The 25,112-nt window shown below is 68.7% G+C and carries 26 protein-coding genes; 10 read left to right on the top strand and 16 right to left on the bottom strand.

Annotated elements, in window-relative coordinates; translation table 11 throughout:
* Positions 1–22 precede the first annotated feature (22 nt).
* On the top strand, positions 23–436 hold the full coding sequence (locus tag PSS76_RS18520; RefSeq protein ID WP_005513206.1) for a PPOX class F420-dependent oxidoreductase: 414 nt from the start codon (positions 23–25) through the stop codon (positions 434–436).
* Positions 437–541: 105 nt separating this feature from the next.
* Complete coding sequence (locus PSS76_RS18515; protein WP_013416032.1) at positions 542–1,009, top strand: hypothetical protein; 468 nt, start codon at positions 542–544, stop codon at positions 1,007–1,009.
* A gap of 12 nt (positions 1,010–1,021) precedes the next feature.
* Here the strand turns inward: PSS76_RS18515 and PSS76_RS18510 are convergent, their stop codons facing one another.
* Positions 1,022–2,176, bottom strand: coding sequence for a M24 family metallopeptidase (locus PSS76_RS18510; RefSeq protein ID WP_084968660.1), 1,155 nt, complete (start codon positions 2,174–2,176; stop codon positions 1,022–1,024).
* Between the two features lie 36 nt (positions 2,177–2,212).
* Between PSS76_RS18510 and PSS76_RS18505 the strand changes: the two genes are divergently transcribed.
* Positions 2,213–3,157: a 5'-3' exonuclease gene (locus PSS76_RS18505; protein WP_037084250.1), complete on the top strand. Its 945-nt coding sequence runs from the start codon at positions 2,213–2,215 to the stop codon at positions 3,155–3,157.
* A gap of 15 nt (positions 3,158–3,172) precedes the next feature.
* On the opposite strand, the gene PSS76_RS18500 is transcribed toward PSS76_RS18505, so the two are convergent.
* The 8 genes from PSS76_RS18500 to pafA all read right to left on the bottom strand — a co-directional run bounded on the left by PSS76_RS18500 (position 3,173) and on the right by pafA (position 12,112).
* Positions 3,173–3,889 (bottom strand): DUF4333 domain-containing protein, encoded by a 717-nt coding sequence (locus PSS76_RS18500; RefSeq protein ID WP_084955767.1) that lies wholly within the window; start codon positions 3,887–3,889, stop codon positions 3,173–3,175.
* Between the two features lie 195 nt (positions 3,890–4,084).
* The gene (locus PSS76_RS18495) at positions 4,085–4,348 is read right to left on the bottom strand and encodes a DUF1876 domain-containing protein (protein WP_013416028.1); all 264 of its coding nucleotides are present in this window, start codon (positions 4,346–4,348) and stop codon (positions 4,085–4,087) included.
* Between the two features lie 104 nt (positions 4,349–4,452).
* Positions 4,453–7,149, bottom strand: a complete 2,697-nt coding sequence (locus tag PSS76_RS18490; RefSeq protein ID WP_022595945.1) for a DEAD/DEAH box helicase — start codon at positions 7,147–7,149, stop codon at positions 4,453–4,455.
* Entirely contained in the window at positions 7,146–8,099 is a 954-nt protein-coding gene (tatC, locus tag PSS76_RS18485; protein WP_005513216.1) for a twin-arginine translocase subunit TatC, read from the bottom strand. Before tatC ends, PSS76_RS18490 begins: the two co-directional genes overlap by 4 nt.
* Positions 8,100–8,169: 70 nt before the next feature.
* Positions 8,170–8,442 carry a Sec-independent protein translocase subunit TatA gene (tatA, locus tag PSS76_RS18480; RefSeq protein ID WP_005513218.1) on the bottom strand — a complete coding sequence of 91 codons (273 nt, stop codon included), beginning with the start codon at positions 8,440–8,442 and terminating at the stop codon, positions 8,170–8,172.
* 229 nt (positions 8,443–8,671) lie between these two features.
* A complete protein-coding gene (locus PSS76_RS18475; RefSeq protein ID WP_013416024.1) occupies positions 8,672–9,655 on the bottom strand; it encodes a helix-turn-helix transcriptional regulator in 984 nt (327 codons plus the stop codon).
* Complete coding sequence (locus tag PSS76_RS18470; RefSeq protein WP_013416023.1) at positions 9,652–10,665, bottom strand: helix-turn-helix transcriptional regulator; 1,014 nt, start codon at positions 10,663–10,665, stop codon at positions 9,652–9,654. Before PSS76_RS18470 ends, PSS76_RS18475 begins: the two co-directional genes overlap by 4 nt.
* Before the next feature lie 88 nt (positions 10,666–10,753).
* Positions 10,754–12,112, bottom strand: coding sequence for a Pup--protein ligase (gene pafA / locus PSS76_RS18465; protein ID WP_005513222.1), 1,359 nt, complete (start codon positions 12,110–12,112; stop codon positions 10,754–10,756).
* Positions 12,113–12,229: 117 nt separating this feature from the next.
* Here pafA and PSS76_RS18460 point away from each other — a divergent pair, with 117 nt between their 5' ends.
* Positions 12,230–13,648, top strand: a complete 1,419-nt coding sequence (locus PSS76_RS18460) for a bifunctional phosphatase PAP2/diacylglycerol kinase family protein (protein WP_064077377.1) — start codon at positions 12,230–12,232, stop codon at positions 13,646–13,648.
* On the opposite strand, the gene prcA is transcribed toward PSS76_RS18460, so the two are convergent.
* The 5 genes from prcA to PSS76_RS18435 form a co-directional block, all read right to left on the bottom strand.
* Positions 13,645–14,439, bottom strand: coding sequence for a proteasome subunit alpha (gene prcA, locus PSS76_RS18455; protein WP_013416021.1), 795 nt, complete (start codon positions 14,437–14,439; stop codon positions 13,645–13,647). The two genes, PSS76_RS18460 and prcA, sit on opposite strands and share 4 nt — an antisense overlap.
* Positions 14,436–15,191, bottom strand: a complete 756-nt coding sequence (gene prcB, locus PSS76_RS18450; RefSeq protein ID WP_242421286.1) for a proteasome subunit beta — start codon at positions 15,189–15,191, stop codon at positions 14,436–14,438. The genes prcA and prcB overlap by 4 nt, the downstream gene beginning before the upstream one ends.
* Positions 15,192–15,307: 116 nt before the next feature.
* A complete protein-coding gene (locus tag PSS76_RS18445) occupies positions 15,308–15,502 on the bottom strand; it encodes a ubiquitin-like protein Pup (RefSeq protein ID WP_005513229.1) in 195 nt (64 codons plus the stop codon).
* Between the two features lie 131 nt (positions 15,503–15,633).
* Entirely contained in the window at positions 15,634–17,133 is a 1,500-nt protein-coding gene (gene dop, locus PSS76_RS18440; protein WP_005513231.1) for a depupylase/deamidase Dop, read from the bottom strand.
* 55 nt (positions 17,134–17,188) lie between these two features.
* Positions 17,189–17,575 (bottom strand): nitroreductase family deazaflavin-dependent oxidoreductase, encoded by a 387-nt coding sequence (locus tag PSS76_RS18435; protein WP_175271877.1) that lies wholly within the window; start codon positions 17,573–17,575, stop codon positions 17,189–17,191.
* Between the two features lie 119 nt (positions 17,576–17,694).
* On the opposite strand from PSS76_RS18435, the gene PSS76_RS18430 reads away from it, so the two are divergent.
* The 3 genes from PSS76_RS18430 to PSS76_RS18420 are packed head-to-tail and all read left to right on the top strand — an operon-like array spanning position 17,695 to position 19,952.
* Positions 17,695–18,351 carry a HEAT repeat domain-containing protein gene (locus PSS76_RS18430; protein ID WP_064077412.1) on the top strand — a complete coding sequence of 219 codons (657 nt, stop codon included), beginning with the start codon at positions 17,695–17,697 and terminating at the stop codon, positions 18,349–18,351.
* A 23-nt stretch (positions 18,352–18,374) separates the two neighbouring features.
* On the top strand, positions 18,375–19,400 hold the full coding sequence (locus PSS76_RS18425) for a HEAT repeat domain-containing protein (RefSeq protein ID WP_064078161.1): 1,026 nt from the start codon (positions 18,375–18,377) through the stop codon (positions 19,398–19,400).
* Between the two features lie 33 nt (positions 19,401–19,433).
* Complete coding sequence (locus PSS76_RS18420) at positions 19,434–19,952, top strand: NUDIX hydrolase (protein WP_022595929.1); 519 nt, start codon at positions 19,434–19,436, stop codon at positions 19,950–19,952.
* Here the strand turns inward: PSS76_RS18420 and arc are convergent.
* Complete coding sequence (gene arc / locus PSS76_RS18415) at positions 19,949–21,712, bottom strand: proteasome ATPase (RefSeq protein ID WP_005513236.1); 1,764 nt, start codon at positions 21,710–21,712, stop codon at positions 19,949–19,951. The two genes, PSS76_RS18420 and arc, sit on opposite strands and share 4 nt — an antisense overlap.
* A gap of 196 nt (positions 21,713–21,908) precedes the next feature.
* Here arc and PSS76_RS18410 point away from each other — a divergent pair, with 196 nt between their 5' ends.
* Positions 21,909–22,394 carry a nuclear transport factor 2 family protein gene (locus tag PSS76_RS18410; RefSeq protein WP_013416016.1) on the top strand — a complete coding sequence of 162 codons (486 nt, stop codon included), beginning with the start codon at positions 21,909–21,911 and terminating at the stop codon, positions 22,392–22,394.
* A gap of 68 nt (positions 22,395–22,462) precedes the next feature.
* On the opposite strand, the gene PSS76_RS18405 is transcribed toward PSS76_RS18410, so the two are convergent.
* Positions 22,463–23,314 carry a tRNA (adenine-N1)-methyltransferase gene (locus PSS76_RS18405; RefSeq protein ID WP_013416015.1) on the bottom strand — a complete coding sequence of 284 codons (852 nt, stop codon included), beginning with the start codon at positions 23,312–23,314 and terminating at the stop codon, positions 22,463–22,465.
* Positions 23,315–23,399: 85 nt separating this feature from the next.
* Here PSS76_RS18405 and PSS76_RS18400 point away from each other — a divergent pair, with 85 nt between their 5' ends.
* Positions 23,400–24,287, top strand: coding sequence for a RecB family exonuclease (locus PSS76_RS18400; RefSeq protein WP_337456542.1), 888 nt, complete (start codon positions 23,400–23,402; stop codon positions 24,285–24,287).
* The gene (locus PSS76_RS18395) at positions 24,284–25,093 is read left to right on the top strand and encodes a thioesterase family protein (RefSeq protein ID WP_013416013.1); all 810 of its coding nucleotides are present in this window, start codon (positions 24,284–24,286) and stop codon (positions 25,091–25,093) included. Before PSS76_RS18400 ends, PSS76_RS18395 begins: the two co-directional genes overlap by 4 nt.
* Positions 25,094–25,112: the final 19 nt, after the last annotated feature.

Below are 25,112 nucleotides of genomic sequence, written 5' to 3'. Positions count from 1 at the left end.
CGCGCTCGAGTACCGTCGGGGCATGGCCCGAACCCCCGCCGATCCCTCCCACCTGACCGCCGAGGCCGGCACGTTCCTCACCGAACGACACCTCGCAACTCTGACGACGTTGCGCAAGGACGGTTCCCCGCACGTCGTGGCGGTGGGATTCACGTGGGACCCGGACAACCGGATCGCCCGAATCATCACGAACGACACGTCCCAGAAGGCCCGCAACGCCGACCGCGGCGGGTACGCCGCGGTCAGCCAGGTGGACGGCGGCCGGTGGCTCACCCTCGAGGGGCCCGCGCGCGTGCTGTCGGACGCAGCGTCCGTCGCCGAGGGCGTCGAGCGCTATGCGGCGCGGTACCGGACGCCCCGGGAAAACCCGACACGCGTCGTCATCGAGATCTCGGTCCAGCGCGTGATGGGGTCGGCGATTCTGGTGGATCGGTGAAATAGCCTGATTTGCACCGGCATTCGGTGGTCCGAGTGCCGGTGCCGCGGATCCTTCGGCGGTACCGTGGGTGGACGTCACCAGCGCACCCGAACGGGGATGGCCATGACCGATCGACGAACAACCCGATGCATCATCCGATCTGTGGCGGTCGCAGGCGCTGCTCTGGCGGCTGTCGCGGTTCCTGCGACAGCTCAGGCATTGCCACCGCATCCGTTCGGCCCGCCGGCCATGACCATCGGCTGCGCCAACCAGGGCAGCCTGATGTCGCTCACCGGCGCCACGGGACAGACCGGGCCCGAGCAGAATCCGCCGATCGGACCGGGTGAGATCCGGTTCGAGTCGTTCCCGGCGGCGCCCCCGATCCCCGCCGCCGGTCAGGTCACCGTCGCGTGGGTCAACCTCGACACGGGCGCGAGCGGTATGGCGGCTCTCGAGGGCGCCTACCCGTACTACTCGAAGACCGTCTACACCGGTCACGGCAACATCCGGGCCACCGTCTTCGGCACGATCGATCTGTGGAGCCTGCCGCTGTGTCAGTCGAATCCGACGTTCGGCAACTTCATCGTCTGACGGGCGGCCGCCTCAGCCCGGGAGGACCGTCAACTCGTGCGGTCGAAGGTTCATCGACTCGCAGCCGTCTGCGGTGACGACGACGATGTCCTCGATGCGGGCACCCCAGCGGCCCCGAAAGTAGACGCCCGGTTCGATGCTGAACGCCATGCCCGGCTCGAGCACCATCTCGTTGCCGGCGACGATGTACGGCTCCTCGTGTACCGACAGCCCGATACCGTGCCCGGTGCGGTGCACGAACACCTCGCCCAGGCCCGCATCCGCGAGCACGTCCCGGGCGGCGGCGTCCACCGACTCGGCTGTGACGCCGGGACGGACCGCCTCGACGGCAGCGCGCTGGGCCGCCTCGAGGACGCCAACCTGCTCGGCCACCTGTGGATCCGGCTCCCCCAGGACGTACGTGCGGGTCGAATCGGAGTTGTAGCCGGGCTCGACCGGCCCCCCGATGTCGATCACGACGACATCGCCGGATTCGATCACCCGGTCCGAGACCTCGTGATGCGGATCGGCGCCGTGCGGGCCCGATCCGACGATCACGAACGCCGCCTCCGTGTGGCCTTCCGCCAGAATCGCTGCGGTGATGTCGGCGGCAACCTCCCTCTCGGTCCGACCGGGTCGCAGCCACTCGCCCATGCGGGCGTGGACCCGGTCGATCGCGGCACCGGCGCGGCGCAACGCCTCGATCTCGGCGTCGTCCTTGATCATGCGGAGTTCGCGCAGTACCCCGGTCGCAAGGACGGGGACCCCGCCGAAACGCCGCGACAGCGGCACGAGGTGTAGCGCCGGCATAGCGTCGGTGACGGCGACCTGCGGCGTCTCCGGCAGCAGCGACGACACCAACTCGTACGGATCGACGCCGTCCACCCAGTCGTGTACCGGCAGATTCAGTTCGGCGACGGCCGAATCTCCCAGCGACGCCAGCTCGAGCCTCGGCAGCACCACCGACGGCGCGTTCCCGTCCGACGGCACCACCAGGCACGTGAGTCGCTCGAACGAATCTGCGCGGGAACCGATCAGGTACCGCAGGTCCGGACCCGGTGTCACGAGCAGGCCGTCGAGCCCGGCGCGGTGCGCGACCTGCGCGGCTCGGGCCAGACGGTCGGCGTACACCGCCGTCGGGAAGCGGGAGGCGTCGAGGCCGGCGGACGCGGCGCTGTGGGAACTCATGGATCCAGGCTAGTGCCGTTTGGCAGGATGAGGCGCATGAGTGGGCCTTTGCTGCTGTTGGACGGTGCGAGTCTGTGGTTCCGGGCGTTCTACGCCCTACCGGAGTCGATGACCGCGCCGGACGGACGTCCCGTCAACGCCGTCCGCGGTTTCACCGACATGGTGGCCGCCCTGATCACCCGCACGCAGCCCTCCCGTCTGGCGGTCTGCCTCGATCTGGACTGGCGACCGCAGTTCCGGGTCGACGCGGTTCCGTCGTACAAGGCGCATCGGGTGGCGGAGGGGTCCGACGGCTCAGCCGAGGAGGTGCCGGACACGCTCACCCCACAGGTGGACATGATCATGGACGTCCTCGACGCCGCGGGCATCGCGACGGCAGGCGCCGCGGGCCTCGAGGCCGACGACGTGCTGGGAACTCTTGCAGCACAGGAGAAGACCGATACCGTCGTCGTGGTGAGCGGCGACCGCGACCTCCTCCAGGTGGTCGCCGACGACCCGGTCGCGGTTCGGGTGCTGTACGTGGGGCGGGGCCTCGCGAAGGCGGAACTGTTCGGCCCCGAGGAGGTCGCCGCGAAGTACGGGGTCCCGGCCGACCGGGCCGGCGCGGCCTACGCAGAACTCGCCCTACTGCGTGGTGATTCGTCGGACGGACTGCCCGGGGTGAAAGGCGTCGGCGAGAAGACCGCGTCCACGCTCCTGCTGCGCCACGGCTCCCTCCGCGATCTGCGGGCGGCTGCCGCCGATCCCGCCGGCGACGTCGCAAAGGGAATCCGGGCCAAACTGGACGCAGCCGCGGACTATCTCGACGCCGCCCTTCCCGTCGTCCGGGTCGTCACCGACGCCGACGTCCGGCTGTCGCGGCCGGACGTCCTGCCGCGTGTGCCCGCCGACTCGGCGCGACTCGACAAGGTCGCGGCGGAGCTCGGAATCGAGCGTTCGGTCGCCCGTCTGCTCACGGCGATGGCGACCGAACGCTCCTGAAGTACATCGGACCGATCAGCTGGGGCGGCTGACCTCGTACGTGCCCTCGTCGTCGGTGAAGGTGACCTTGACCGACTTCGGTGAACCGTCGACGGTCAGGCTGCACTCGAACGAAGCACCCTTCTCCACCTTCTGACCGGACGGGCAGCTGACGCCGGTGACCGAACGCGCACCGTAGGACTCGGTGACGATCTGCTCGACGCCGCGCTGCGCCGCCTGCTCGTCCAGAGTCTTACCGCCGAGCGCGGAAGTGAGTAACCAGCCGACCAGCGCCACCACCACGACCGCGGCGACACCGATCCCGACCCACAGCATCGTCTTCCCGCCACCCTGCCGCGGGCCCTGCTGCGGTGGTGCCCACTGGTTGCCGGGCTGGCCGAACTGCTGCGGGTACCCCTGGGCCATGCCCTGGTTTCCGGGCCCCCACTGCTGCTGACCCGGAGCACCCCACTGCTGCTGACCGGGATTCTGCTGCGGCCAGCCCTGTGGCGCGGGCCCCCACTGCTGCCCCGGGCCGGGGTTGGGCGCGCCCTGGTGCGGCTGCCCCCAGGCCTGGCTCTGCTGCCACTGTCCCTGTTCGGGCCCCCGGTAGTTGCCGGGACCGTGGACGTCGGCGGGGTACGCGTAGGTGGGGAACTGCTCGGTGGGCGCCGGCGCGCCCGAACCCTCGGCGGCACCACGGTCGGGTGTCCGACCGGTGGTCGATTCGTTCGGTCCGTGCGGGCCGCTCATGTCGTCTCCTCGTGTCCGGTCCGCGGCCATCTGTGCCGCACTGAAACGCCTCGCCGACGCCGGAACTCGTTCCTCGATCCCCCGATCGAATCCCACCCCGGGCGCGAGACGACTGCCACATTACGCAGTACAGGGAGCGACGCGGAACATTGCCCCACGCCGTCCGTGTCTACTGCCGGACCCTCGCGGCCCGCCTCACTGTGTCAGGTGCGCCCTCGCGTGGGTGACCGCCTCGATGTCCCCGACCGTGCTGTCGATCAATTGGTGCGCGAGGTCGGCGAGAGCCCGTGCCGTCGCCAACTCGTCGCCGATCGACGGCACGTTCCGGTCGACCGGATTCCGCCGCGCCAAGCCGACGCCCACGATGGTGGACTCGACCGTGTGCAGGCGGGCCGTCGAGCGGGTCTGCGCATCGTGCTCGTCGATGCTGATGTCCACCGACCAGTTCTTCCCGTCCATCGCCGTTCTCCTCTCGCGGTGCCGGCGCCTCGCCCGTGCACGCGCGAGGCGCCCCCACCAACCAGTCAACGACGGACACCCGGGAAATACCAGGGCGGCGACATTCAGGCCGCGGAGATCGCGACGACGCCGCGGCGAATCGACCCGATGGCCCGCGCGGCTGCTTTCGCGACGGCCGGATCGGGTGCTGTCGCGTGCACCTGGTCGAGCAGATCGATCACCTGACGGCACCAACGCACGAAGTCCCCGGCCGCCAGTTCCTTGCCACCCGAACCGGCGGCGACGAGAACGTCGACGAGTGGCTCGTCGTTGGCCCACTGGTAGATCGCGGTGACGAATCCCGAATCCGGTTCTCGGGTGACCGGAAGCTTGTGCCGGATCTCGTCGGCCTGCAGCGAACCCCACACGCGCATTGTCTCGGCCAGCGCCTGCCGCAGCGGCGCGGTCGGGCCCCGATCGGGAGCGTCCGCATCCTGACGGGACTCGTACACGACGGAGGACACGACGCCCGCGAGTTCGGCGGGGGTGAGTCCCTTCCAGGCGCCCCGCCGAAGGCACTCGGCCACCAGAAGATCGCTCTCGCTGTAGATCCGGGCGAGCCGCTGCCCTTCCTCCGTCGCCTTCGGATCCGGACCGGCGGAGATGAAGCCCCGTTCGGTGAGGAGGGCGACGATCCGGTCGAAGGTCCGCGCGAGCGAATTCGTCGTCGCGGCCGACTTCTGACGCAGCGACTCGGTTTCGCGGGCGAGTCGGTTGTACCGTTCCCCGATCCGGCTCAGCTGCTCGCGGTCGGGCCGGGAATGACATGGGTGGTCGCGGAGCGCCTTACGCAGAGCCACGACCTCGCTGTCCTCGCGGCCGGCCTTGCCCCGCTTGGGGCGGCGTGGCGGCACGATGCCGGTGGAGCGAAGCGCCGACGCCAGGTCGCGCCGCACACGCGCCGTGCGGTGATCGACGTGCCTCGGTAGGCGCAGCTTCCCGAGGGAACGCGCGGGGACGGGAAAGTCAGCGGCACTGACCCGGCCCGCCCACTTGTCCTCCGTCAGCACCAGCGGTCGCGGATCGTTGGGGTTCTGATCGGGTTCGAGAACTACTGCGAGCCCCGAGCGCTTACCGACGGGGATCGCGACGACGTCGCCGCGCCGGAGGTCGACCAGTGACGACACCGAAGCACCCCGGCGGTCGGCGCGGCCCTGCCGTTCGAGCATGCGCTCGCGGCTGCGTAGCTGTTCCCGGATCCGGAAGTACTCGAAGTACTCGCCGTCCGCACCGCCGAGTTTGTCGCGCAGGTCCGTCAGAGCGGCCTCGTTGCGTTCGATCGATCTAGTCAGGCCCACCACGGACCGGTCGGCCTGGAACTGCGCGAACGACCGCTCGAGCAGCGCCCGCGACTCCACCGCGCCCATCCGGTCGACCAGGTTGATCGACATGTTGTAGCCCGGCCGGAACGAGCTGCGCAGGGGGAATGTGCGCGTCGACGCGAGGCCGGCGACGTCGGTCGGCTCGACGCCGGGCTGCCACAGCACGACGGCGTGTCCCTCGACGTCGATACCGCGCCGACCGGCACGCCCGGTCAACTGCGTGTACTCGCCCGGCGTGAGCTCCGCGTGCGTGTCCCCGTTGTACTTGACGAGGCGTTCGAGAACGACCGAGCGCGCGGGCATGTTGATGCCGAGTGCCAACGTCTCGGTCGCGAAGACCGCCCGCACCAGACCGTTGACGAACAACTCCTCGACGGTCTCCTTGAACGCCGGCAGCATTCCGGCGTGATGGGCCGCGAATCCCCGTTCCAGGGCCTCCCGCCAGCTCCAGTAGCCGAGCACCTCGAGGTCGGGTCGCGGCAGGTGCCGCGTGTGCTCGTCGATGATCTCGCGGATCCGCGCGGTCTGTTCCGGAGTCGTCAGCCGCAACTTCGAGCGGACGCACTGTGCGAGCGCCGCCTCGCACCCGGCGCGGCTGAATATGAAGGTGATCGCCGGCAGCAGACCTTCTTCGTCGAGGCGGGCGATCACCTCGGGCCTCGGCAGCGGACGGAAGTCGTTGGACCGGTAGCCGCCGCGACCGCGCGGCTCCCACGAGTTCATCCGGTCGAGCGCCAGCCTCTGCTTGACGTGCCGCACCAGGTCCGGATCGACGACCACCTGGTGGCTCGCACCTGCGGCGGCCTTCGCGTCGAAGAGATCGAACAGGCGCCGGCCCACCAAGATGTGCTGCGACAGCGGAATCGGCCGTGTCTCGTCGACGACGATCGTCGTGTCGCCGCGGACCGTCTCCATCCATGCGCCGAACTCTTCGGCGTTGCTCACGGTTGCCGAGAGACTCACCAGCCGGACGTCTTCGGGCAGGTGCAGGATCACTTCCTCCCACACCGCGCCGCGGAACCGGTCGGCGAGGTAGTGCACCTCGTCCATCACCACATGCGACAGGCCACGCAAGGTCGGCGAGTCCGCATAGAGCATGTTGCGCAGCACCTCTGTGGTCATGACCACCACGGGCGCGTCGGAGTTGATGCTGGTGTCACCGGTGAGCAGACCCACCGCGTCGCTGCCGTAGCGCGCGGAGAGTTCGTTGAACTTCTGATTGCTCAACGCCTTGATCGGCGTCGTGTAGAAGCACTTGCGGCCGGATTCGAGCGCGAGGTGGACGGCGAACTCGCCGACCACCGTCTTGCCGGCCCCGGTCGGTGCGCACACCAGCACACCGTGCCCCGCCTCCAGTGCGGCGCAGGCTTCGAGCTGGAACGGGTCGAGCGGGAAACTCAGCTGGGAGGTGAAGGACGCGAGTCGATCATTCGTGGTCACAGCGTGTCCGAGTAGTCCTGCGCCGGGGTCTTGGGAGCGGCGGACGCCTGGACCGGTGCGGTGCCCTCGATCGGCGACGGAGCCGTGATCGAAGAGGCGTCCTCGTCGTCGAGGTCACCCCAGTTCTCGGTTTCCCGGCGGGCCTTGCGCTTGTCGTTGAGGCGGGCGATCTGCACTGCCATCTCGAACAGAACGGTCAGTGCGAGCGCGAGAGCCAACATCGAGAACGGATCCTGGCCCGGCGTGGCGACTGCGGCGAACACGAACAGCGCCATGATGAGCCCTCGGCGCCACGCCTTGAGCTTGGAGTACGGCAGCACGCCGACGACGTTGAGCGCGACGATGAGCAGCGGAATCTCGAAACTGACGCCGAAGATGATCAGCAGATTGATCACGAAGCCGAAGTACTGGTTACCGCTCAGCGCGGTGATCTGGACGTTGTCGCCGATCGTCATCAGGAAGTGCAGGGCCTTGGCGACGATCACGTAGGCGAGGACCGCGCCGGCCATGAACAGCACCGATGCGGCGAAGACGAAGCTGATCGCGTACTTGCGTTCCTTCGCGTACAGACCCGGGGTGACGAACCGCCAGATCTGATACAGCCACACCGGGCACGCCAGGACGATTCCGGCTGTCATCGCGACCTTGAAGCGGAGCATGAACTGGTCGAACGGACCGGTGGCGAGCAGTCGACACGCCCCGTCGTTACTCAGATCCGCACGACTCGACGACGGCAGCGAACAGTAGGGACCACGCAGGAGTTCGCCGAGACTCTCGATCCCGAGGATGCGGGTCGAGTACCAGACGAATCCGATGATCGTCGTCACGATGATCGCGGCGACCGCGATCATCAGTCGCGTCCGCAGCTCGTACAGGTGATCGACGAGCGACATCGTGCCGTCTGGATTTGTCCTGCGCCTGCTGCGACGCGGGTCGAACGGAATTCGCACAGTGGGCCCTAGCCTTGATCAGCCGGACACCGGGGTGAGCGTCTCACCCCGGTGTGTTGTGGTACGTGAACTAGGCCGACTTCGGCTCGGTGTGCGACTGCGGCGTCTCCACGACAGTCGCGTCGACCGGCGCCGTCGGAAGCTGACCGGTGGGTGCGGCGGGCGGCTGCGGAGCAGCGTTCTGAGTCTGGTTGCCCTCGTTCTGCATCTCCTTGACCTCGCTCTTGAAGATGCGCAGCGAGCGTCCGAGTCCGCGAGCTGCATCGGGCAGCTTCTTCGAACCGAACAGGATGATGACGACCAGCGCCACAATGGCCCAGTGCCAGGGGCTCATGGCTCCCATAATTACCTCCAGGTATCAGATGCCAACGATGCTACCGGACGTGTGTGCGTCGATCTTGCGGTAAATGTCCAGTTCACCGTGACGTAACAACCAACCGGAGCCACTGCTGCAGAACCAGCATTGCCGTTAACGAAGCAGCAACCCGAAATTACACTTTCCGACGCTCACGCGGTGGCCGAACGGCCGATCGAACGACGCCGACAAGATCGGCCACCGACGTAGCGGGACGTCACGTCTCGAGAGCGTCGTACGCCTCCAGCGCCCCACGCGCACGCTGCCGAACCGCCTCTACCAATTCCGGAGGTCCCACCACGCGGGCACCCGACCCGAATCCCAGCACGAGGCGCGCCATCCATTCCTGCGAGCCGTATCGCATCGTCGCCTCGACCGACCGATCCGGCAGCGTGCGAACGGGATCGAGGGGGTAGTTCTCGAGGATCCAACCGTGGTCGGCGGACACCTGCAGCACCGCCTGGGGAAGATCGCCGTCCGGACTGAACAACTCGAGGTGCTCGTCCGTCCCGAGTGCCTGCGCGGGCGGCTGCGACGGCTCGTCCAACTCGACCGCCGCGTCGATCCTGTCGAATCGGAACAGCCGCACACCCTCGGCCTGCCGGCACCACCCCTGCAGGTACGTGTGGTCGTCCAGGAGCAGCGAACGGATCGGATCGACGACGCGTTCGGTGAGCGCGTCACGCGAGGCGGAGTAGTACGTCAGGCGCAGCGCTCGGTCGTGTTGCAGCGCATCCCGGACGGTTGCGGCCACCGGGTTCTCCCGGGTGGCCCGATCGCCGTCTTCCACCGCAGGGTCGTCGCTGCCGGCGCCTTCTCGTCGCGCCGCACTGCCCGCGGCCGATTCGATCTTCGCGATCGCGCTCTGCGCGGCCGACGGGTCGACCATGCCCGGCATTTCGGCGAGCGACCGCAGGGCGATCAGCAGTACCGTCGCCTCGGTCGACGTCAGCCGCAACGGTCGATCGATTCCCGCCGAGAAGATCACCGACACGGTGTCGCCCTCGAAGGACAGGTCGATCAGATCGCCGGGACCGTAGCCGGGAAGCCCGCACACGAACAGTTGCTGCAGGTCCTTCGTCAGATTCGCGACACTCAGGCCGAGGTCCCGGGCTGCAGCCTCCTTGCTGATCCCCGGATTCGCGATGAAGTACGGAACCATGTTCAGCAGTCGCGCCAGCCGCGACAGTCCGGCTGTCATCGGACGTCTCCCCCTTCGTCGGTCGCCGACGTCCCGCCCGCCGCGAACCGCAGCTTCTCCTTGACGTCCGCGCGTAGTGAGTCCGGCGCGAGGACCAGAGCATCCGAACCGTGGCCGGCGATCAGCCTGGCCGTCCAGCCCCACGACCGGACGGGCAGGTCGAGGACCACTCCGGCACGTCCGCCGAGTTCCCGCTCCTCCCGCACGGTTCCGAGCCGTCGCAGCTCGTACGCTCGGCCCGCGGCCACCCACACCGTCGCGGTGCCGGTTGCCGAACCGGCACCGGTGACGGCATCGACGATGCCACGCAGGTCCGCGTCGGCAGGCTTGCGGACGGCGTTCGCCGGGCCCACCGCGGCAACGGGCTCGCTGATCCGCGACAGCCGGAAGGTGCGCGTCGCATCTCGATCGACGTCGTGGCCCACGAGATACCACCGACCGTGCAGGGTCACGACACCCCAGGGTTCGACGGTTCGCTCGATGTACGGATCGGTGGGTGCGCTGCGGTGCCGGAAGGTGACCCTCCGACCGGCGTCGATCGCCTCGAGCAACTGCCGCAGAGCAGACTCCGACCCCCGGGTCCGAGCCGGGACTGCGGCCACCGGGACCGAGTCGACGTCCGCGTCCACCTGGACGCCGGCGGCTCGCAGCTTCATCATCGCGCTCTGCGACGTCGACATCATCTCCGGTGAGCCCCAGAGCCGGGCCGCGACCGCCACCGCGGCTGCCTCGCCGCTGTCGAGATCCACCTCGGGCAGCTCGTACGCCGTGCGATTGATGCGGTATCCCTCGACGGTCGAGAAGCGGTTCGCCGGACCGGTCTCGAGCGGAATGCCGAGATCCCGGAGTTCGCTCTTGTCCCGTTCGAACATCCGGTTGAACGCCTCGTCGCTGGGCGAGTCGTGGTAGCCCACGACGCTTTCGCGAATCTTCTCGGCGGTCAGGAACTGTCGGGTCGACAACAGGCAGATGACGAGATTCATCAACCGTTCGACTTTGGTGGTCGCCACTCGGAGAAGAGTAGCGGCCGCAAAGCAGACCGGGCGGTAACAAAACGGTCGTTTCGCCCGCAGCGGACCGGGCGAGCAACCGCGTCGGTCACATCGACGCGATGAGCCGCTCCACCCGCTCGTCGACCGAGCGGAACGGGTCCTTGCAGAGCACGGTCCGCTGTGCCTGATCGTTGAGCTTGAGATGCACCCAGTCGACGGTGAAGTCGCGACCCGCGTCCTGGGCCGCCGCGATGAACTCGCCGCGCAGTTTCGCCCGAGTCGTCTGGGGCGGAGTCTGCACGGCGGCCTCGATGGTCTCGTCCTCGGTCACCCGCTTGGCGAGTCCCTTGCGCTGCAGAAGATCGAACACCCCACGACCACGCTTGATGTCGTGGTAGGCCAGATCGAGCTGGGCGATCTTCGGATCGGCGAGGTCCATGCCGTACTTGTCCTGGTAGCGCTGGAACAGCTTGCGCTTGATCACCCAGTCGATCTCCGTGTCGACCTTCGCAAAATCCTGGCTCTCCACGGCGTCGAGCGTGCGGCCCCACAGATCGACCACCTGGTCCACCTGGGGATCGCGTTCGCGGGTGCGCAGATGATCGACGGCCCGCGAGTAGTACTCCCGCTGAATATCGAGCGCACTGGCCTGCCGCCCGCCTGCCAGCCGGACGGGACGGCGGCCGGTCAGGTCGTGGCTCACCTCACGGATCGCCCGGATGGGGTTGTCCAGCGCGAAATCGCGGAACGGGACCCCGGCTTCGATCATCTCGAGGACCAGCGCCGCGGTACCGACCTTGAGCATCGTGGTGGTCTCGGCCATGTTCGAATCGCCGACGATCACGTGCAGACGTCGGTACTTCTCCGCATCCGCGTGCGGTTCGTCGCGGGTGTTGATGATCGGCCGCGAACGGGTGGTCGCCGACGAGACACCCTCCCAGATATGCTCCGCGCGCTGCGACAGGCAGAACGTCGCCGCCTTCGGCGTCTGCAGGATCTTGCCGGCGCCGCAGATCAACTGCCGGGTCACCAGGAACGGCAGCAGCACATCCGAGATCCGGGAGAACTCCCCGGCGCGGACCACGAGGAAGTTCTCGTGGCAGCCGTACGAGTTGCCCGCCGAATCGGTGTTGTTCTTGAACAGGTAGATGTCCCCACCGATGCCCTCCTCGGCCAGGCGCTGCTCGGCGTCGACCAGAAGGTCCTCGAGCACGCGTTCGCCCGCGCGGTCGTGGTTCACGAGTTGGAGGAGACTGTCGCACTCGGCCGTCGCGTACTCGGGATGTGATCCCACGTCGAGATACAGCCGGGCACCGTTGCGGAGGAAGACGTTGGAACTGCGGCCCCACGAGACCACCCGCCGGAAGAGGTAGCGGGCAACCTCGTCCGGACTCAGCCGTCGATGACCGTGAAAGGTGCAGGTGACACCGAACTCGGTCTCAATTCCCATGATTCGTCGCTGCACACTTCGACAGTACAGCGCCGAGCGCGTTTGCCTTGCCGTTCGCGAACAGCCTCGCGGCCCTAGGGTGGGAACGTGGCCGAAGTGAGATGTTTCCCCGAACGTACCGACCGGATACTCATGCGCCTGAGCGCCGATCTACCGCCCTCGCGGCTCGACGGCGGGCTGCGGACACTGAGCAACGCCGCGAACCACAGCGTCCTCTGGATGGGTGTCGCGGCAGGTATGGGACTGGCCGGTGGCCGCGCTCGGCGCGCCGCGGTCCGCGGCGTCCTCGCGGTGGCCGGTGCCAGCGCGCTGTCGAACGCGGTCCTCAAGCCCGTCTTCCCGCGACGCCGGCCGCCCGCCGGCACCCCGGAGTTCACGGTTCGACGCGGACTGCCCGCGCCGCGCTCGTCGTCGTTCCCGTCCGGCCACTCCGCATCCGCGGCCGCATTCGCCACCGCCGTCGCGCTCGAATACCCCGCAGCCGGCGTTGCGCTCGCACCGCTCGCCGCGGCAGTCGCGTACTCGCGCGTGCACACCGGCGTGCACTGGCCGTCCGACATCGCGGTCGGTGCCGGTGTCGGCGCCGCAGTCGCCCTCGCTACGAGGCGATGGTGGGCAGTGCGGGACGAGGAGCCCGCAACGCTGGGACCGGATCGCACGACGCAGGCGCTGGTCGAGGGCGACGGCATGGTCGTGTTCGTCAACCCCGGGTCCGGCAGCGACGACGACGCCGTCCGTACCGAGGTCGAGCAGGCGCTGCCCAAGGCTCGGATCGTCGAGTTCGACGGTGACCGGGACTTCGCCGCCCAGATCGACGAGATCGTCGCCGCGCGCTCCCCGAAGGCGCTGGGGGTCTGCGGAGGCGACGGCACGGTGGTGACCGTGGCCGCAGCCGCCGTCCACCACGACCTTCCGCTCGCGGTCTTTCCGGGCGGCACGCTGAACCACTTCGCTCGGGACGCCGGTGTCGGCGACGTCGCATCGACCGCGGCCGCGATAGCCGACGGCAGCGCCGAACTGGTGGATCTCGGCCGGATCCGGGTGGACGGCGGCGAGGAGGCCACGTTCGTGAACACCGCGAGCCTGGGCGGCTACCCGGACTCGGTGCGACTGCGTGAGCGCTGGCAGCCCCGGCTGGGCAAGTGGCCGGCGGCCGCTCTCGCCATGGCCAGGGTGCTCAAGTCCGCGCAGCCGCTGAAGGTCACCATCGACGGCGCCGAGCACGCGATCTGGATGCTCTTCGTCGGGAACGGCCGCTACACCCCGTCCGACCAGGTACCGATGTCGCGACCGGAGATCCACCGCGGCACCCTCGACGTGCGGTATCTACTTGCCGACCACCGGTTCTCCCGGATCAGGCTCGTTGCGGCCGCGCTCACCGGCACACTCGGCACCTCACCGACGTACGCGCACCGCAATGCACCCTCGGTGTCCATCGAGATCGACGGCGACCCGGTCGCGTTGGCGACCGACGGCGAGGTGGTCGCCGACGGTCGCCGTTTCGAGTTCCGCAGTGAGCCCCGGCGCGTGGTGCTCTACCGCCGGCTCTAGTCGGACCCGGTGGTGCTCCCGGTATCGGGGGCACCGCCGGCCTCGCCGCCTTCCGCGGACTCCTGCTTCGGCGCGGACGGTGCCGGCAACAGTGGTTCGAGCGCGGCCCCCGCGATGCGGCGGAAGGTGCGGCGCGGCCGGGACTGATCCAGCACGGCAACCTCGAGGCCCGTAACCCCGAGCGCTCGACGTTCGGAATCGCCGTTGCCGGAGGGAGTTCCGTCCCGCAGCGCGGTCACCGCGACCGACACGGCCTCGGCCAGATCCATTCCCGGGCGGTACGACTCACGCAGAGCCGACGCGATCGGCTCGGTGGTGCCGCCCATCACGACGAACTGCTGCTCGTCGACGATCGAACCGTCGTAGGTGATCCGGTAGAGCTGGGCGTGCCGCGGCCCTTCCTGCGGGCCGACCTCGGCCACACAGATCTCCACCTCGTACGGCTTGGGCTGCTCGGTGAAGATCGTCCCGAGCGTCTGGGCGTAGCCGTTCGCCAGCGACCGGCCGGTCACGTCGCGGCGGTCGTACGAGTAGCCACGCATGTCCGCGTGCACGATGCCTGCGCGGCGCAGGTTCTCGAACTCGTTGTACTTGCCCACCGCGGCGAAGCCCAGGCGGTCGTACAGTTCGCTGACCTTGTGCAGCGCCGTGGACGGGTTCTCCGCGACGAACAGGACGCCGTCGGCGTAGGTCAGCACGATGACGCTGCGACCGCGCGCGATTCCCTTGCGCGCCAACTCCGAGCGATCGCGCATGATCTGCTCGGCTGAGGCGTAGTACGGCAGCGTCATCGCGGGGTGCGTCCTTCCTCGGTGCGGCCGGCGACGACTGTGCGCGCCAGTTCGGCGGTCCGCTCGGCGGGCACGTTCACCGCGCCGGCCGAGGTGATGGACACCGCCGTCGGATAGATCGAGCGCACCAGGTCGGGTCCACCGGTGGCGGAATCGTCGTCGGCGGCGTCGTAGAGCGCCTCGATCGCCATCCGCAGGGCCGAGTCCTCGTCGGCGCCTTCGCGGTACAGCTTCTTGAGCGATGACTTCGCGAACAGCGATCCGGATCCGACGGCGTGGTAGCCGGCCCGCTCCTCGTACCGTCCACCCACGACGTCGTACGACACGATCCGGCCCGCCCGTTCGGGGTCGGGCGCGTCCAGGTCGAAACCGACGAGCAGCGGCACCACCGCGAGGCCCTGCATCGCGGCACCGAGGTTGCCGCGCACCATCGACGACAACCGGTTGGCTTTGCCGTCGAACGTCAGCTGGACGCCCTCGATCTTCTCGTAGTGCTCGAGTTCGACGGCGAACAACCGGACCAGCTCGATCGCCACCCCGGCGGTGCCGGCGATGCCCGCTGCGGAGTAGTCGTCGGTGACGAACACCTTCTCGACGTCGCGGCTCGCGATGAGATTGCCCATGGTGGCGCGCCGGTCGCCGGCGACGACGACACCGCCCGCGAACGTCAACGCGACGATCGTCGTGCCGTGGGGCGCGACGTCACCGTCCGGGCCGTTGCCGTTCATGTCGATTCGATTGCCGGGCAGCATTTCCGGCGCGTTGAGACGCAGGTACTCGGTGAACGAGGACAGGTTCGAGGCGAACCCCGATCCGAGTCCGGCACCGAGGCCGCCGACGGTCGACGGCACCCCTGCACGACCCGCCGTCACTGGCCGCCCTTCTGGACGTACGCACGCACGAAGTCCTCGGCGTTCTCCTCGAGCACGTCGTCGATCTCGTCGAGCAGATCGTCGGTGTCCTCCGCGAGCTTCTCACGCCGTTCCTGCCCGGCTGCGCCCTCGCCGATCGGGGCATCGTCGTCGTCGCCACCACCAGCGCGCTTGGTCTGCTCCTGGGCCATACCCACCGACCTCCTCTTCACCTCGGACCTGCCGGAGCAACCCTCCGGCCGTCCGTACTGCTCGGACCCTAACCCTACCGACCGACAGTGACCGTGGGGCGGCAAGCACGCGGCGCGATTTGCCGGTGTGATCAGTTCGTAAGCTGCTCCACCAGCTCAGCGGCCGAATCCACCGAGTCGAGGAGCTTCCCGACGTGGGCGCGACTGCCCCGCAGCGGCTCGAGTGTCGGGATCCGTACGAGCGATTCGCCGCCGAGATCGAAGATCACCGAATCCCAGCTGGCCGCGGCGATGTCGGCACCGAAGCGGCGCAGGCATTCGCCGCGGAAGAACGCGCGGGTATCGGTCGGCGGGTTGTGTACCGCGTCGAGCACCTGCTGTTCGGAGACCAGGCGCTCCATGGACCCACGCGCGACCAAGCGGTTGTACAGGCCCTTCTCGAGTCGCACGTCGGAGTACTGCAGGTCGATCATGTGCAGCCGAGGCGCCGACCACGCCAGCCCCTCGCGACTGCGGAATCCCTCGAGCAGACGCAGTTTCGCCGGCCAGTCCAGCAGGTGTGCACATTCCATGGGGTCGCGTTCGAGCAAGTCCAGCACCATCGCCCACTTGTCGATGATGTCGGCCGCGCGAGGATCGTCGTCGCCCTCGCGATCGACATGCTTGGCGACGCGATCGAGGTAGATCCGTTGCAGGGCGAGTCCGGTGAGCTCACGTCCGTCCGCCAGTGCCACGGTGGCCCGCAGTGTCGGGTCGTGGCTGATGTGGTGGACCGCCGTGACGGGTCGCGCGAGTTGCAGATCGGTGAGATCGACTCCGGCCTCGATGAGGTCGAGCACCAGAGCCGTCGTACCGACCTTGAGGTACGTCGACATCTCCGCCAGATTCGCGTCGCCGATGATCACGTGCAGTCGGCGGTACTTGTCGGCGTCCGCGTGCGGTTCGTCGCGGGTGTTGATGATGCCCCGCTTGAGCGTCGTCTCGAGGCCCACCTCCACCTCGATGTAGTCGGCGCGCTGCGACAGCTGGAACCCGGCTTCGTCCCCGGACTGGCCGATACCGACGCGTCCCGAGCCGCAGATCACCTGCCGGGACGCGAAGAACGGCGACAGCCCCGCGATCACCGCGGAGAAGGGCGTCTCCCGGGACATCAGGTAGTTCTCGTGCGTCCCGTACGACGCGCCCTTGCCGTCGACGTTGTTCTTGTAGAGCTGCAGTCGGGGCGCCCCGGGAACGCTCGACGCGTGCCGGGCCGCAGCCTCCATAACCCGCTCACCCGCCTTGTCCCAGATGACGGCATCGAGCGGGTCGGTGACCTCGGGGGCCGAGTACTCGGGATGCGCGTGATCGACGTACAGACGCGCACCGTTGGTGAGGATCATGTTGGCCGCACCCACCTCGTCCGCGTCGATCACCGGCGCGGGGCCGTTGAGCCGTCCGAGGTCGAATCCACGTGCGTCCCGTAGCGGCGACTCGACCTCGTAGTCCCATCGCGTGCGCTTGGCGCGCGGCACGCCGGCCGCCGCCGCATACGCCAGGACCGCCTGCGTGGAGGTCAGAATCGGGTTCGCCGAGGGCTCTCCGGGCGATGAGATGCCGTACTCGACCTCGATACCGATGATCCGCTGCATGGCACGAGCCTAGATCGTCAGACGCCTCCGCATCCGGACGACGGCATCGAGATCGTCATCGGGACTCGTCGATCCGGCACTGGAGGTACGTGTCCGCACCGATTCGGCGCAGCACGGCCGCCACCGGACCCGGTGCCCATCGCGCGCCCGGATCCTTCTCGAGACGAGGATCGACGAGATGCACGGTGCGTCCCCGAACGGTGGCGTCGCACTCCCCCGCCTCGAGCACATTGCGAACCCAGTCGCTGCCGGAACCGTAGGTCAGGGCGAATCGATAGCCGTTTCCGATCCGAAACGCGTTGACGGGGGTCGTGTACGGCCGGCCCGAGCGTCTGCCGCGGTGATGCATCAGCGCGAAGCCGGGAATTCGTCCGGCGATGTGGACCACGACCCGGTTGAGTCCCACCCGATTGGCCCGCGCGAGTGAACGTGGAAGGGGCACGGCGTCACCACCTCTCGTCCACGCCAGCGTATCCCCACTTCGCGGAGCCTCCGAGACGTAGCCGCTTGACCCTGACACAGTGAGAAGGACTCGAATGGGCGGCGAAGGAGGTGGTCGTCGTGAACACCACGAACCACGGCGGGCCGGTTGCCCGCATCGTCCGCGCCCTGGCCGCGCCCGGACCCTCGGATCGGCTGCGGACGGCACTCGCTGTCGGCACGGACGCGGATCCGGCCTCTGCGGAGGCACTTGTCGCGCGCTGCGGCGTCGAACCGGACTTCTTCGTCCGCGACATGCTGACCTGGGCGCTGTGCCGTCTCCCTGCGGAGGTGACGGTGCCGCTGCTCATCGACGAGCTCGGCTCCGACATCACGCAGGCACGCAGTCAGGCGCTGCACACGCTGTCCAAGATCGGGGACACGCGCGCGTGGCCGGCGGTACGGACCTTGCTGCACGATCGTCACGACGACGTGGCACGCAGCGCGTGGCGGGCCGCGGTCGCGGTGGTGCCGCCCGGCGCCGAGCCCGACCTCGCCGCGGATCTCGCGACCGAACTCGGGCGCGGTGATCGGGATCGGCAGCTCAGTCTGAGCCGCGCGCTGGTCGCGCTGGGCGACGACGTCCTGCCGGCACTCGACGTGGCGGCCGCGCACGCCGATCCGTACGTTCGAGCGCACGCCCAGGCTACGCAGCGTCTCCACCTCGATCCGGACAGCGGGTTCACCGTGTCGGTCGAGCTCGCGAGGCGCGTCGCGGCGACCGGACCGGATGCATAGAGACGCACGGAGCAGGAGCAGTCATGTTGATCGGTGAGGTCTCCCGGCGTTCGGGGGTCAGTGCTCGCATGCTGCGTCACTATGACGCCCTGGGGCTGGTCACCCCCACCGGGCGCACCTCGGGTGGTTACCGCGAGTACTCCCCCGACGACATCCGGCGGCTCTTCCACGTCGAGAGTCTGCGGACGCTGGGGCTGTCGCTCGAGGATACGAAACGGGCACTGGACGAGCCCGAGTTCGCACCGTCCGCTCTCGTGGGAGACCTCATCCGGCACACCCGCCGGCGGATCGCCGCCGAACAGGAACTGCTCGCCAAACTCGAGCGGGTCGACGACGCCGGACCCACGCTGTGGGACGACGTGCTGCGCGTCGTCGGTCTGCTGCACGCCCTCGACTCCGAGTCGGCGGGCCGCCGGCAACAGGCCGTCCTGTCCCAGGACCCGGAGGCCGCGCTGCCGGTCGCAGCACTGGTCGAAGCCGCGCTGGCGGAGGAGAACCCGAATGTGGCGGGGGCGCTGCAGTGGTCGCTGGCGCGTGCCGCCGATCGGGGACTTCCCGAACTCGCCGCCGCGCTCGACTCGGCGTCGGTCGAGATCCGTCGGCGCGCCACCGCCGCGATCGCGTCGGTTCGGACACCCGAGGCGACCGCACTCCTCAGACGGGTGCTCGACGATCCGGACACCTCGATCCGCGAGCGGGCCGCACTGTCCCTGGGCTCCCTCGGCGACACCGATGCCATCCCGACTCTCATGACGATGATCGTCGACGGGCGGTCGGACGTCGAGGCCGCGGAGGTGCTGGGCCGGCTGGCGGCGAGCACCCCGGATCCCGACCACGTCGCCCGGCTGGTGCACGACACGCTCGACGACTCCGACGACCCGCCCACGCGCCTGCGAATCACGCAGGCGCTGGCCGAGATTCCCGGCGAAACCGTCCGGGAGATCCTCGTCCGGCTCGGCGCCGACCAGGACCGGACCGTTGCCGGGACCGCTGCGGTGATCCTGGGTCTGCGCGACCGCGACAGCGGGCGACGTCGACGTCCGCGCTGACAGCACCGCGGCGCGCGGTGCGACGATGAGGGCATGGACGAGGTCGTCGCCGTATACGACGCGCAGGGTGAACCGGTCGGCACCGCGCCCCGGTCGCGGGTGTACGCGGAAGGGCTGTGGCATGCCAGCGCCGGCGTGCTGCTCCGCTCGCTCGACGGCTCCCGCATCTACGTTCATCGGCGGACGCCCCAGAAGGCTGTGTTCGGGGGCATGCACGACTGCCTGGCCGGCGGCGTCGTCGACCCGGGAGAGACACCCGAGCAGACGGCGCGGCGCGAGCTCTTCGAAGAACTGGGCGTCACCGAGGTCGAACTGTCCCCGATCTCGCGGATCGCGTGGGACGGGACGTGGAACGGTGCGCCGCTGCGGTGCCACCTGTTCGCGTTCGAGGCCCGCTACGACGGGCCGCTGCGCCTTCAACCCAGCGAGGTCACCGACGGCTGGTGGTGGACCGAACGAGAACTGCAGGCACACCTGCAGGACCCGACGTGGCCGTTCGTTCCGGACACGCGGGTCCTGCTGGCCGACTACCTCGGCGGTGGCGGGGTCTAGAGGTACTGACCCGTGTTCGACTCGGTGTCGATGGCCCGGCTGGCGCTGGCGTTCTTCCCGGTGACCAGAGTGCGGATGTAGACGATCCGCTCGCCCTTCTTGCCCGAGATCCTTGCCCAGTCGTCCGGGTTGGTGGTGTTCGGCAGGTCCTCGTTCTCCGAGAACTCGTCGACGATCGAATCGAACACGTGCTGCACTCGTAGGCCGGGCGACCCGGTCTCGAGCACGGACTTGATCGCGTACTTCTTGGAACGGTCCACGATGTTCTGGATCATGGCGCCGGAGTTGAAGTCCTTGAAGAACAGGACCTCCTTGTCACCGTTCGCGTAGGTGACCTCCAGGAAGCGGTTGTCGTCGCTCTCCGCGTACATCCGGTCCACGACCCGCTCGATCATCGCCTTGACGCAGGCCGCCCGATCGCCGTTGAACTCCGCGAGATCGTCGGCGTGCAGGGGCAGCGTCTCGGTGAGGTACTTCGAGAAGATGTCCTGTGCGGACTCGGCGTCGGGACGCTCGATCTTGATCTTCACGTCGAGCCGCCCGGGCCGCAGGATCGCGGGGTCGATCATGTCCTCGCGGTTGGACGCACCGATCACGATGACGTTCTCGAGTCCCTCGACGCCGTCGATCTCGCTGAGCAGCTGCGGGACGACGGTCGTCTCGACGTCCGACGACACACCCGACCCGCGGGTACGGAAGATCGAGTCCATCTCGTCGAAGAATACGATCACCGGCGTGCCCTCGGACGCCTTCTCCCGGGCGCGCTGGAAGATCATCCGGATGTGCCGCTCGGTCTCACCGACGAACTTGTTGAGCAGCTCGGGGCCCTTGATGTTGAGGAAGTAGGACTTGGCCTCCTTGCTGTCCTCCCCGCGGGCCTCCGCGATCTTCTTGGCGAGCGAGTTGGCGACCGCTTTCGCGATGAGTGTCTTACCGCAGCCCGGCGGGCCGTACAGCAGCACACCCTTGGGCGGGCGGAGCGCGTACTCGTGGAACAGGTCCTTGTGGAGGAACGGCAGCTCGACCGCGTCACGGATCTGCTCGATCTGCCGACCGAGGCCGCCGATGTCGTTGTAACCGACGTCCGGCACCTCCTCGAGCACCAAGTCCTCGACCTCGGCCTTGGGGATGCGCTCGAACGCGTACCCGGCCTTCGTGTCGACCAGGAGGGAATCTCCGGGACGCAGGCGGCGCGACGGGGAATCCGGGTCCTTGACGTCGTCCTCCTCGGCGATCTCCGCGAGAGGGGCAGCGAGCCACACGACCCGCTCCTCGTCTGCGTGTCCCACCACCAACGCACGCTGTCCGTCGTCGAGAACCTCACGCAGAGCACAGATCTCACCGACGCTCTCGAACCTCGTGGCCTCGACGATCGTGAGCGCCTCGTTGAGGCGCACCGTCTGGCCCATCCGGAGCGTGTCCGTCTCGACGTTCGGGGAACACGTCAGGCGCATCTTGCGTCCCGACGTGAAGACGTCGACGGTCTGATCCTCGTGAACCGCGAGCAGCACCCCGTAGCCGCTGGGCGGCTGGCCGAGCCTGTCGACCTCCTCGCGGAGAGCGATGAGCTGCTGCCGGGCCTCCTTGAGGGTGTCCATCAGTTTGCCGTTGCGGACGGTGAGCGAATCCACGCGGGACTCGAGCTCGCGCAACTGCTCGGGTGATTCCGCGAGTTGCCTGCGGAGCGCCGAGATCTCTGCCCGCAGCGCATCGAGCTCGCGTGCCGCGGCAACCGGATCCGGATTCTCAGTCGGGTTCATGTGCAGCTCCTCCCAGTCCGATCCATCAACGCTACCGGCAGCGCGAGCAAAGCGGGGTGTGACACGACCTCGAACCGTTCCGAGACACAGCCGCCGACGAACCGTGACGCCCACGGAAGCCCTGGTGACCCATGTTAGCCTTACCTTTCTAAAGGCCGGTCGCGCCCGATCGTGCCCCGAACCGAAAGGCCTCACGGTGTTCATCCGCAAATCCCTCGTCGCCGCCGGCGTGCTGGTCGCCGCCCTCGGAATGACTGCGTGCAGCTCGGACGATTCGTCGGACACGACCTCCTCCAGCACCACGGCAGCCGCCTCGGCCACGACCACGACAGCCTCGGGATCCACGGTGGCTGCGCCGTCCACGGAGGTACTGCAGGAGGAACTCACCACGTTCTTCGACCCCGCCGCCCCTGTCGAGCAGAAGACCGCGGTGATCGAGAACGGTGACCAGCGTGCGGACGTCATCGCCCAGCTAAACGGGGTCCTCGCGGGCTACCCGCTGACGGCGACGGTCGGCGAGGTTGCGGTCGAGGGTGACACCGTCGTGGCCACCACGCAGATCGCCGGCCCGCACGGCGGCGCTCCCGTGCCCGTCACCTTCGTCCAGAAGGACGGCAAGTGGCTGATCTCCGACGCGAGCACGTGCGAGATCCTCGGCATGGGCCGGCTGTCCTGCTCCTGACCCACCCGGCACACCGGAGGGCCTGTCCGCGAACCGCGTGACAGGCCCTCCGTCGTCGTCCGGGGTGTTCAGCCCTTGCTGGGTCGGCGCTGTGGCTTGGGGGTCACGGTGCCCTCGGCGAGCCGACGGGCCGTGACCAGGAACGCGGTGTGCCCCTGCATCCGGTGTTCCGGGCGGACCGCGAGCCCCACGACGTGCCACCCACGCACCATCGACTCCCACGACCGCGGTTCGGTCCAGCACTCCTGCTCGCGCATCGCCTCGACCACCTTCGACAGCTGCGTCGTGGTGGCCACGTAGACGACCAGGACACCGCCGGGAACCAGCGCCTTCGACACGGCCGGCAGCACGTCCCACGGCGCCAGCATGTCCAACACGACGCGGTCGACCTTGCCGTCGACGTCGGCCTCGTACTCGGCGAGGTCGGCGATCGTCAGATCCCAGTTCTCGGGGCGTCCGCCGAAGAACGTCTCGACGTTGCGGACGGCGTGCTCGGCGTGATCCTCACGCACCTCGTACGACGTCACCCGCCCCGTGGGTCCTACGGCGCGCAGCAACGAGCAGGTCAGCGCACCGGAACCCGCCCCCGCCTCGAGGACCCGGGCGCCGGGGAAGATGTCGCCCTCGTGCACGATCTGCGCCGCGTCCTTGGGATAGATCACCTGCGCGCCCCGAGGCATCGAGAGCACGTAGTCGGTGAGCAACGGCCGCAACGCCAGGTACGGGGTGCCGTTGGTCGAGGTGACGACGGTGCCCTCGTCCGTGCCGATCAGCGCGTCGTGCAGGATCCCACCACGATGCGTGTGGAACTCCTTGCCGGGTTCCAGGACCACCGTGTACTTGCGCCCCTTGGCATCGGTGAGTTGGACGCGATCACCGACCTGAAACGGTCCGCTACGTCCCAGTCCGCCTGATGCCATCTCGTGCCCACTCCTGTCGTCGACCGTGCCCGACACCGTGTCGGACCCAGCGCATAGCCTGCCAGGTGTGACCACGAGCGTTCCGATGCACCCTGCCCCCGCTACCGACGGCGCCGGGCGGGCGGACGAGTCGGGACGCCCGCGGCGACTCGCGCTCTCACCCTCGCGGGCGGGCGATTTCAAGCAATGTCCACTGCTGTACCGCTTCCGGGCCATCGATCGGCTTCCCGAGACACCGTCGAAGGCACAGGTGAAGGGCACCGTCGTGCATGCCGCGCTCGAGGCCCTGTTCGCGTTGCCTGCCGGTGAACGCGTGGCCGACCGGGCGAAGGAACTCGTCGAGCCTGCCTGGGATCGGGTACTCGCCGACTCCCCCGAACTCGCCGAACTCATCGGGCCCGCGGACCGAGGGCAGTTCCTGACCGACGCGCGGCGGCTGATCGCGAACTACTACCGGCTGGAGGATCCGACGCGCTTCGATCCGGAGGCGTGCGAACTCCGGGTCGAGACCGAGCTCGACGACGGAGTCCTGCTGCGCGGATTCGTCGACCGTGTCGATGTGTCCCCCACCGGCCTGGTCCGCGTCGTCGACTACAAGACGGGGCGGGCGCCGTGGGAGCTGAGCGAGTCCAAGGCCCTGTTCCAGATGAAGTTCTACGCCCTGGTGCTGCTGCGGACGCGGGGCGTCGTCCCGGCCCGGCTGCAACTGTTGTATCTCGGCGACGGGCAGACCCTCACCTACGACCCCGCCGAGGACGAGCTGCTGCGATTCGAGCGGACGCTGTCGGCGATCTGGCAGGCGATCTCCGAAGCGGGCACCACGGGGGACTTCCGCCCCAATCCGGGCCGATTGTGTGACTGGTGCGACCATAGGTCTCGTTGCCCGGCCTTCGGTGGAACACCGCCCCCGTATCCGGGTTGGCCGGACGTCCCTTCGGAGGGGAGTTCGGAGTTCGAGGAGATAGTCGATTGAGCGATCTGGCCTACTACGTACCGCTCGAGAGCGTGGAGGACGGCGTCGAGAGGTTCGCGTCCACACCTCTGACCGCGAGCACCTGGGCCGACACCATGCAGCACGGGGCTCCGCCGTCGGCGTTGCTGGTCCGCGCGCTCGAGCGTTGCGACGCCCGGCCGGACACCCGCCTCACCCGAGTGGTCGTCGAGATCCTCGGCCCGGTGCCGATCAGCGACATCGAGGTGCGCTCGTGGGTCGAGCGGCCGGGCCGGCGGGTCGAGTTGGTGGTCGCCGAGCTGTGGGCTGCCGGGCCCGACGGTACGGCCCGCGCGGTCGCCCGCGGCACCGGGTGGCGGATGGAGACCGTCGACACCGCTGCGGTGGCGCACACGGCCGACGCCCCGTTGCGTCCGGTGTCCGAGGGCCACGAGCTCCCCATGGACGGGCCGTTCTGGGGTTCGGGGTTCGTCACGAGCCTGGACTGGCGCTGGTTGAAGGAGATCGGCTGCGAGGGTCCCGGCCAGGTGTGGGCACGCCCCAATCCCGTTCTCGTCGAGGGTGAGTCGCTGAGCCCGATCCAACGACTCTTCTCGGTGGTCGACGTCTCCAACGGCGTCGGCGCCAAGATCCATCCGAGTGAGTGGACCTTCCTCAACACCGATCTGACGGTGCACCTGTTCCGGGTGCCGGACGGCGAGTGGATCGGGCTGTCGTCCGAGACGTCGTACGGCCCGGACGGGGTCGGCATGTGCGCCGGGGTCGTCTACGACGAGACGGGGGCCGTCGGCCGGATCAACCAGACGGTCCAGGTCCGGGCCCGCTAGCGGCTTCACCCGCCCCGCC

The organism is Prescottella sp. D32 (assembly GCF_037287305.1).
In the GTDB taxonomy this organism is placed as follows: Bacteria; Actinomycetota; Actinomycetes; order Mycobacteriales; family Mycobacteriaceae; genus Prescottella; species Prescottella equi.
This window is presented reverse-complemented; position numbering and strand designations above follow the sequence as displayed.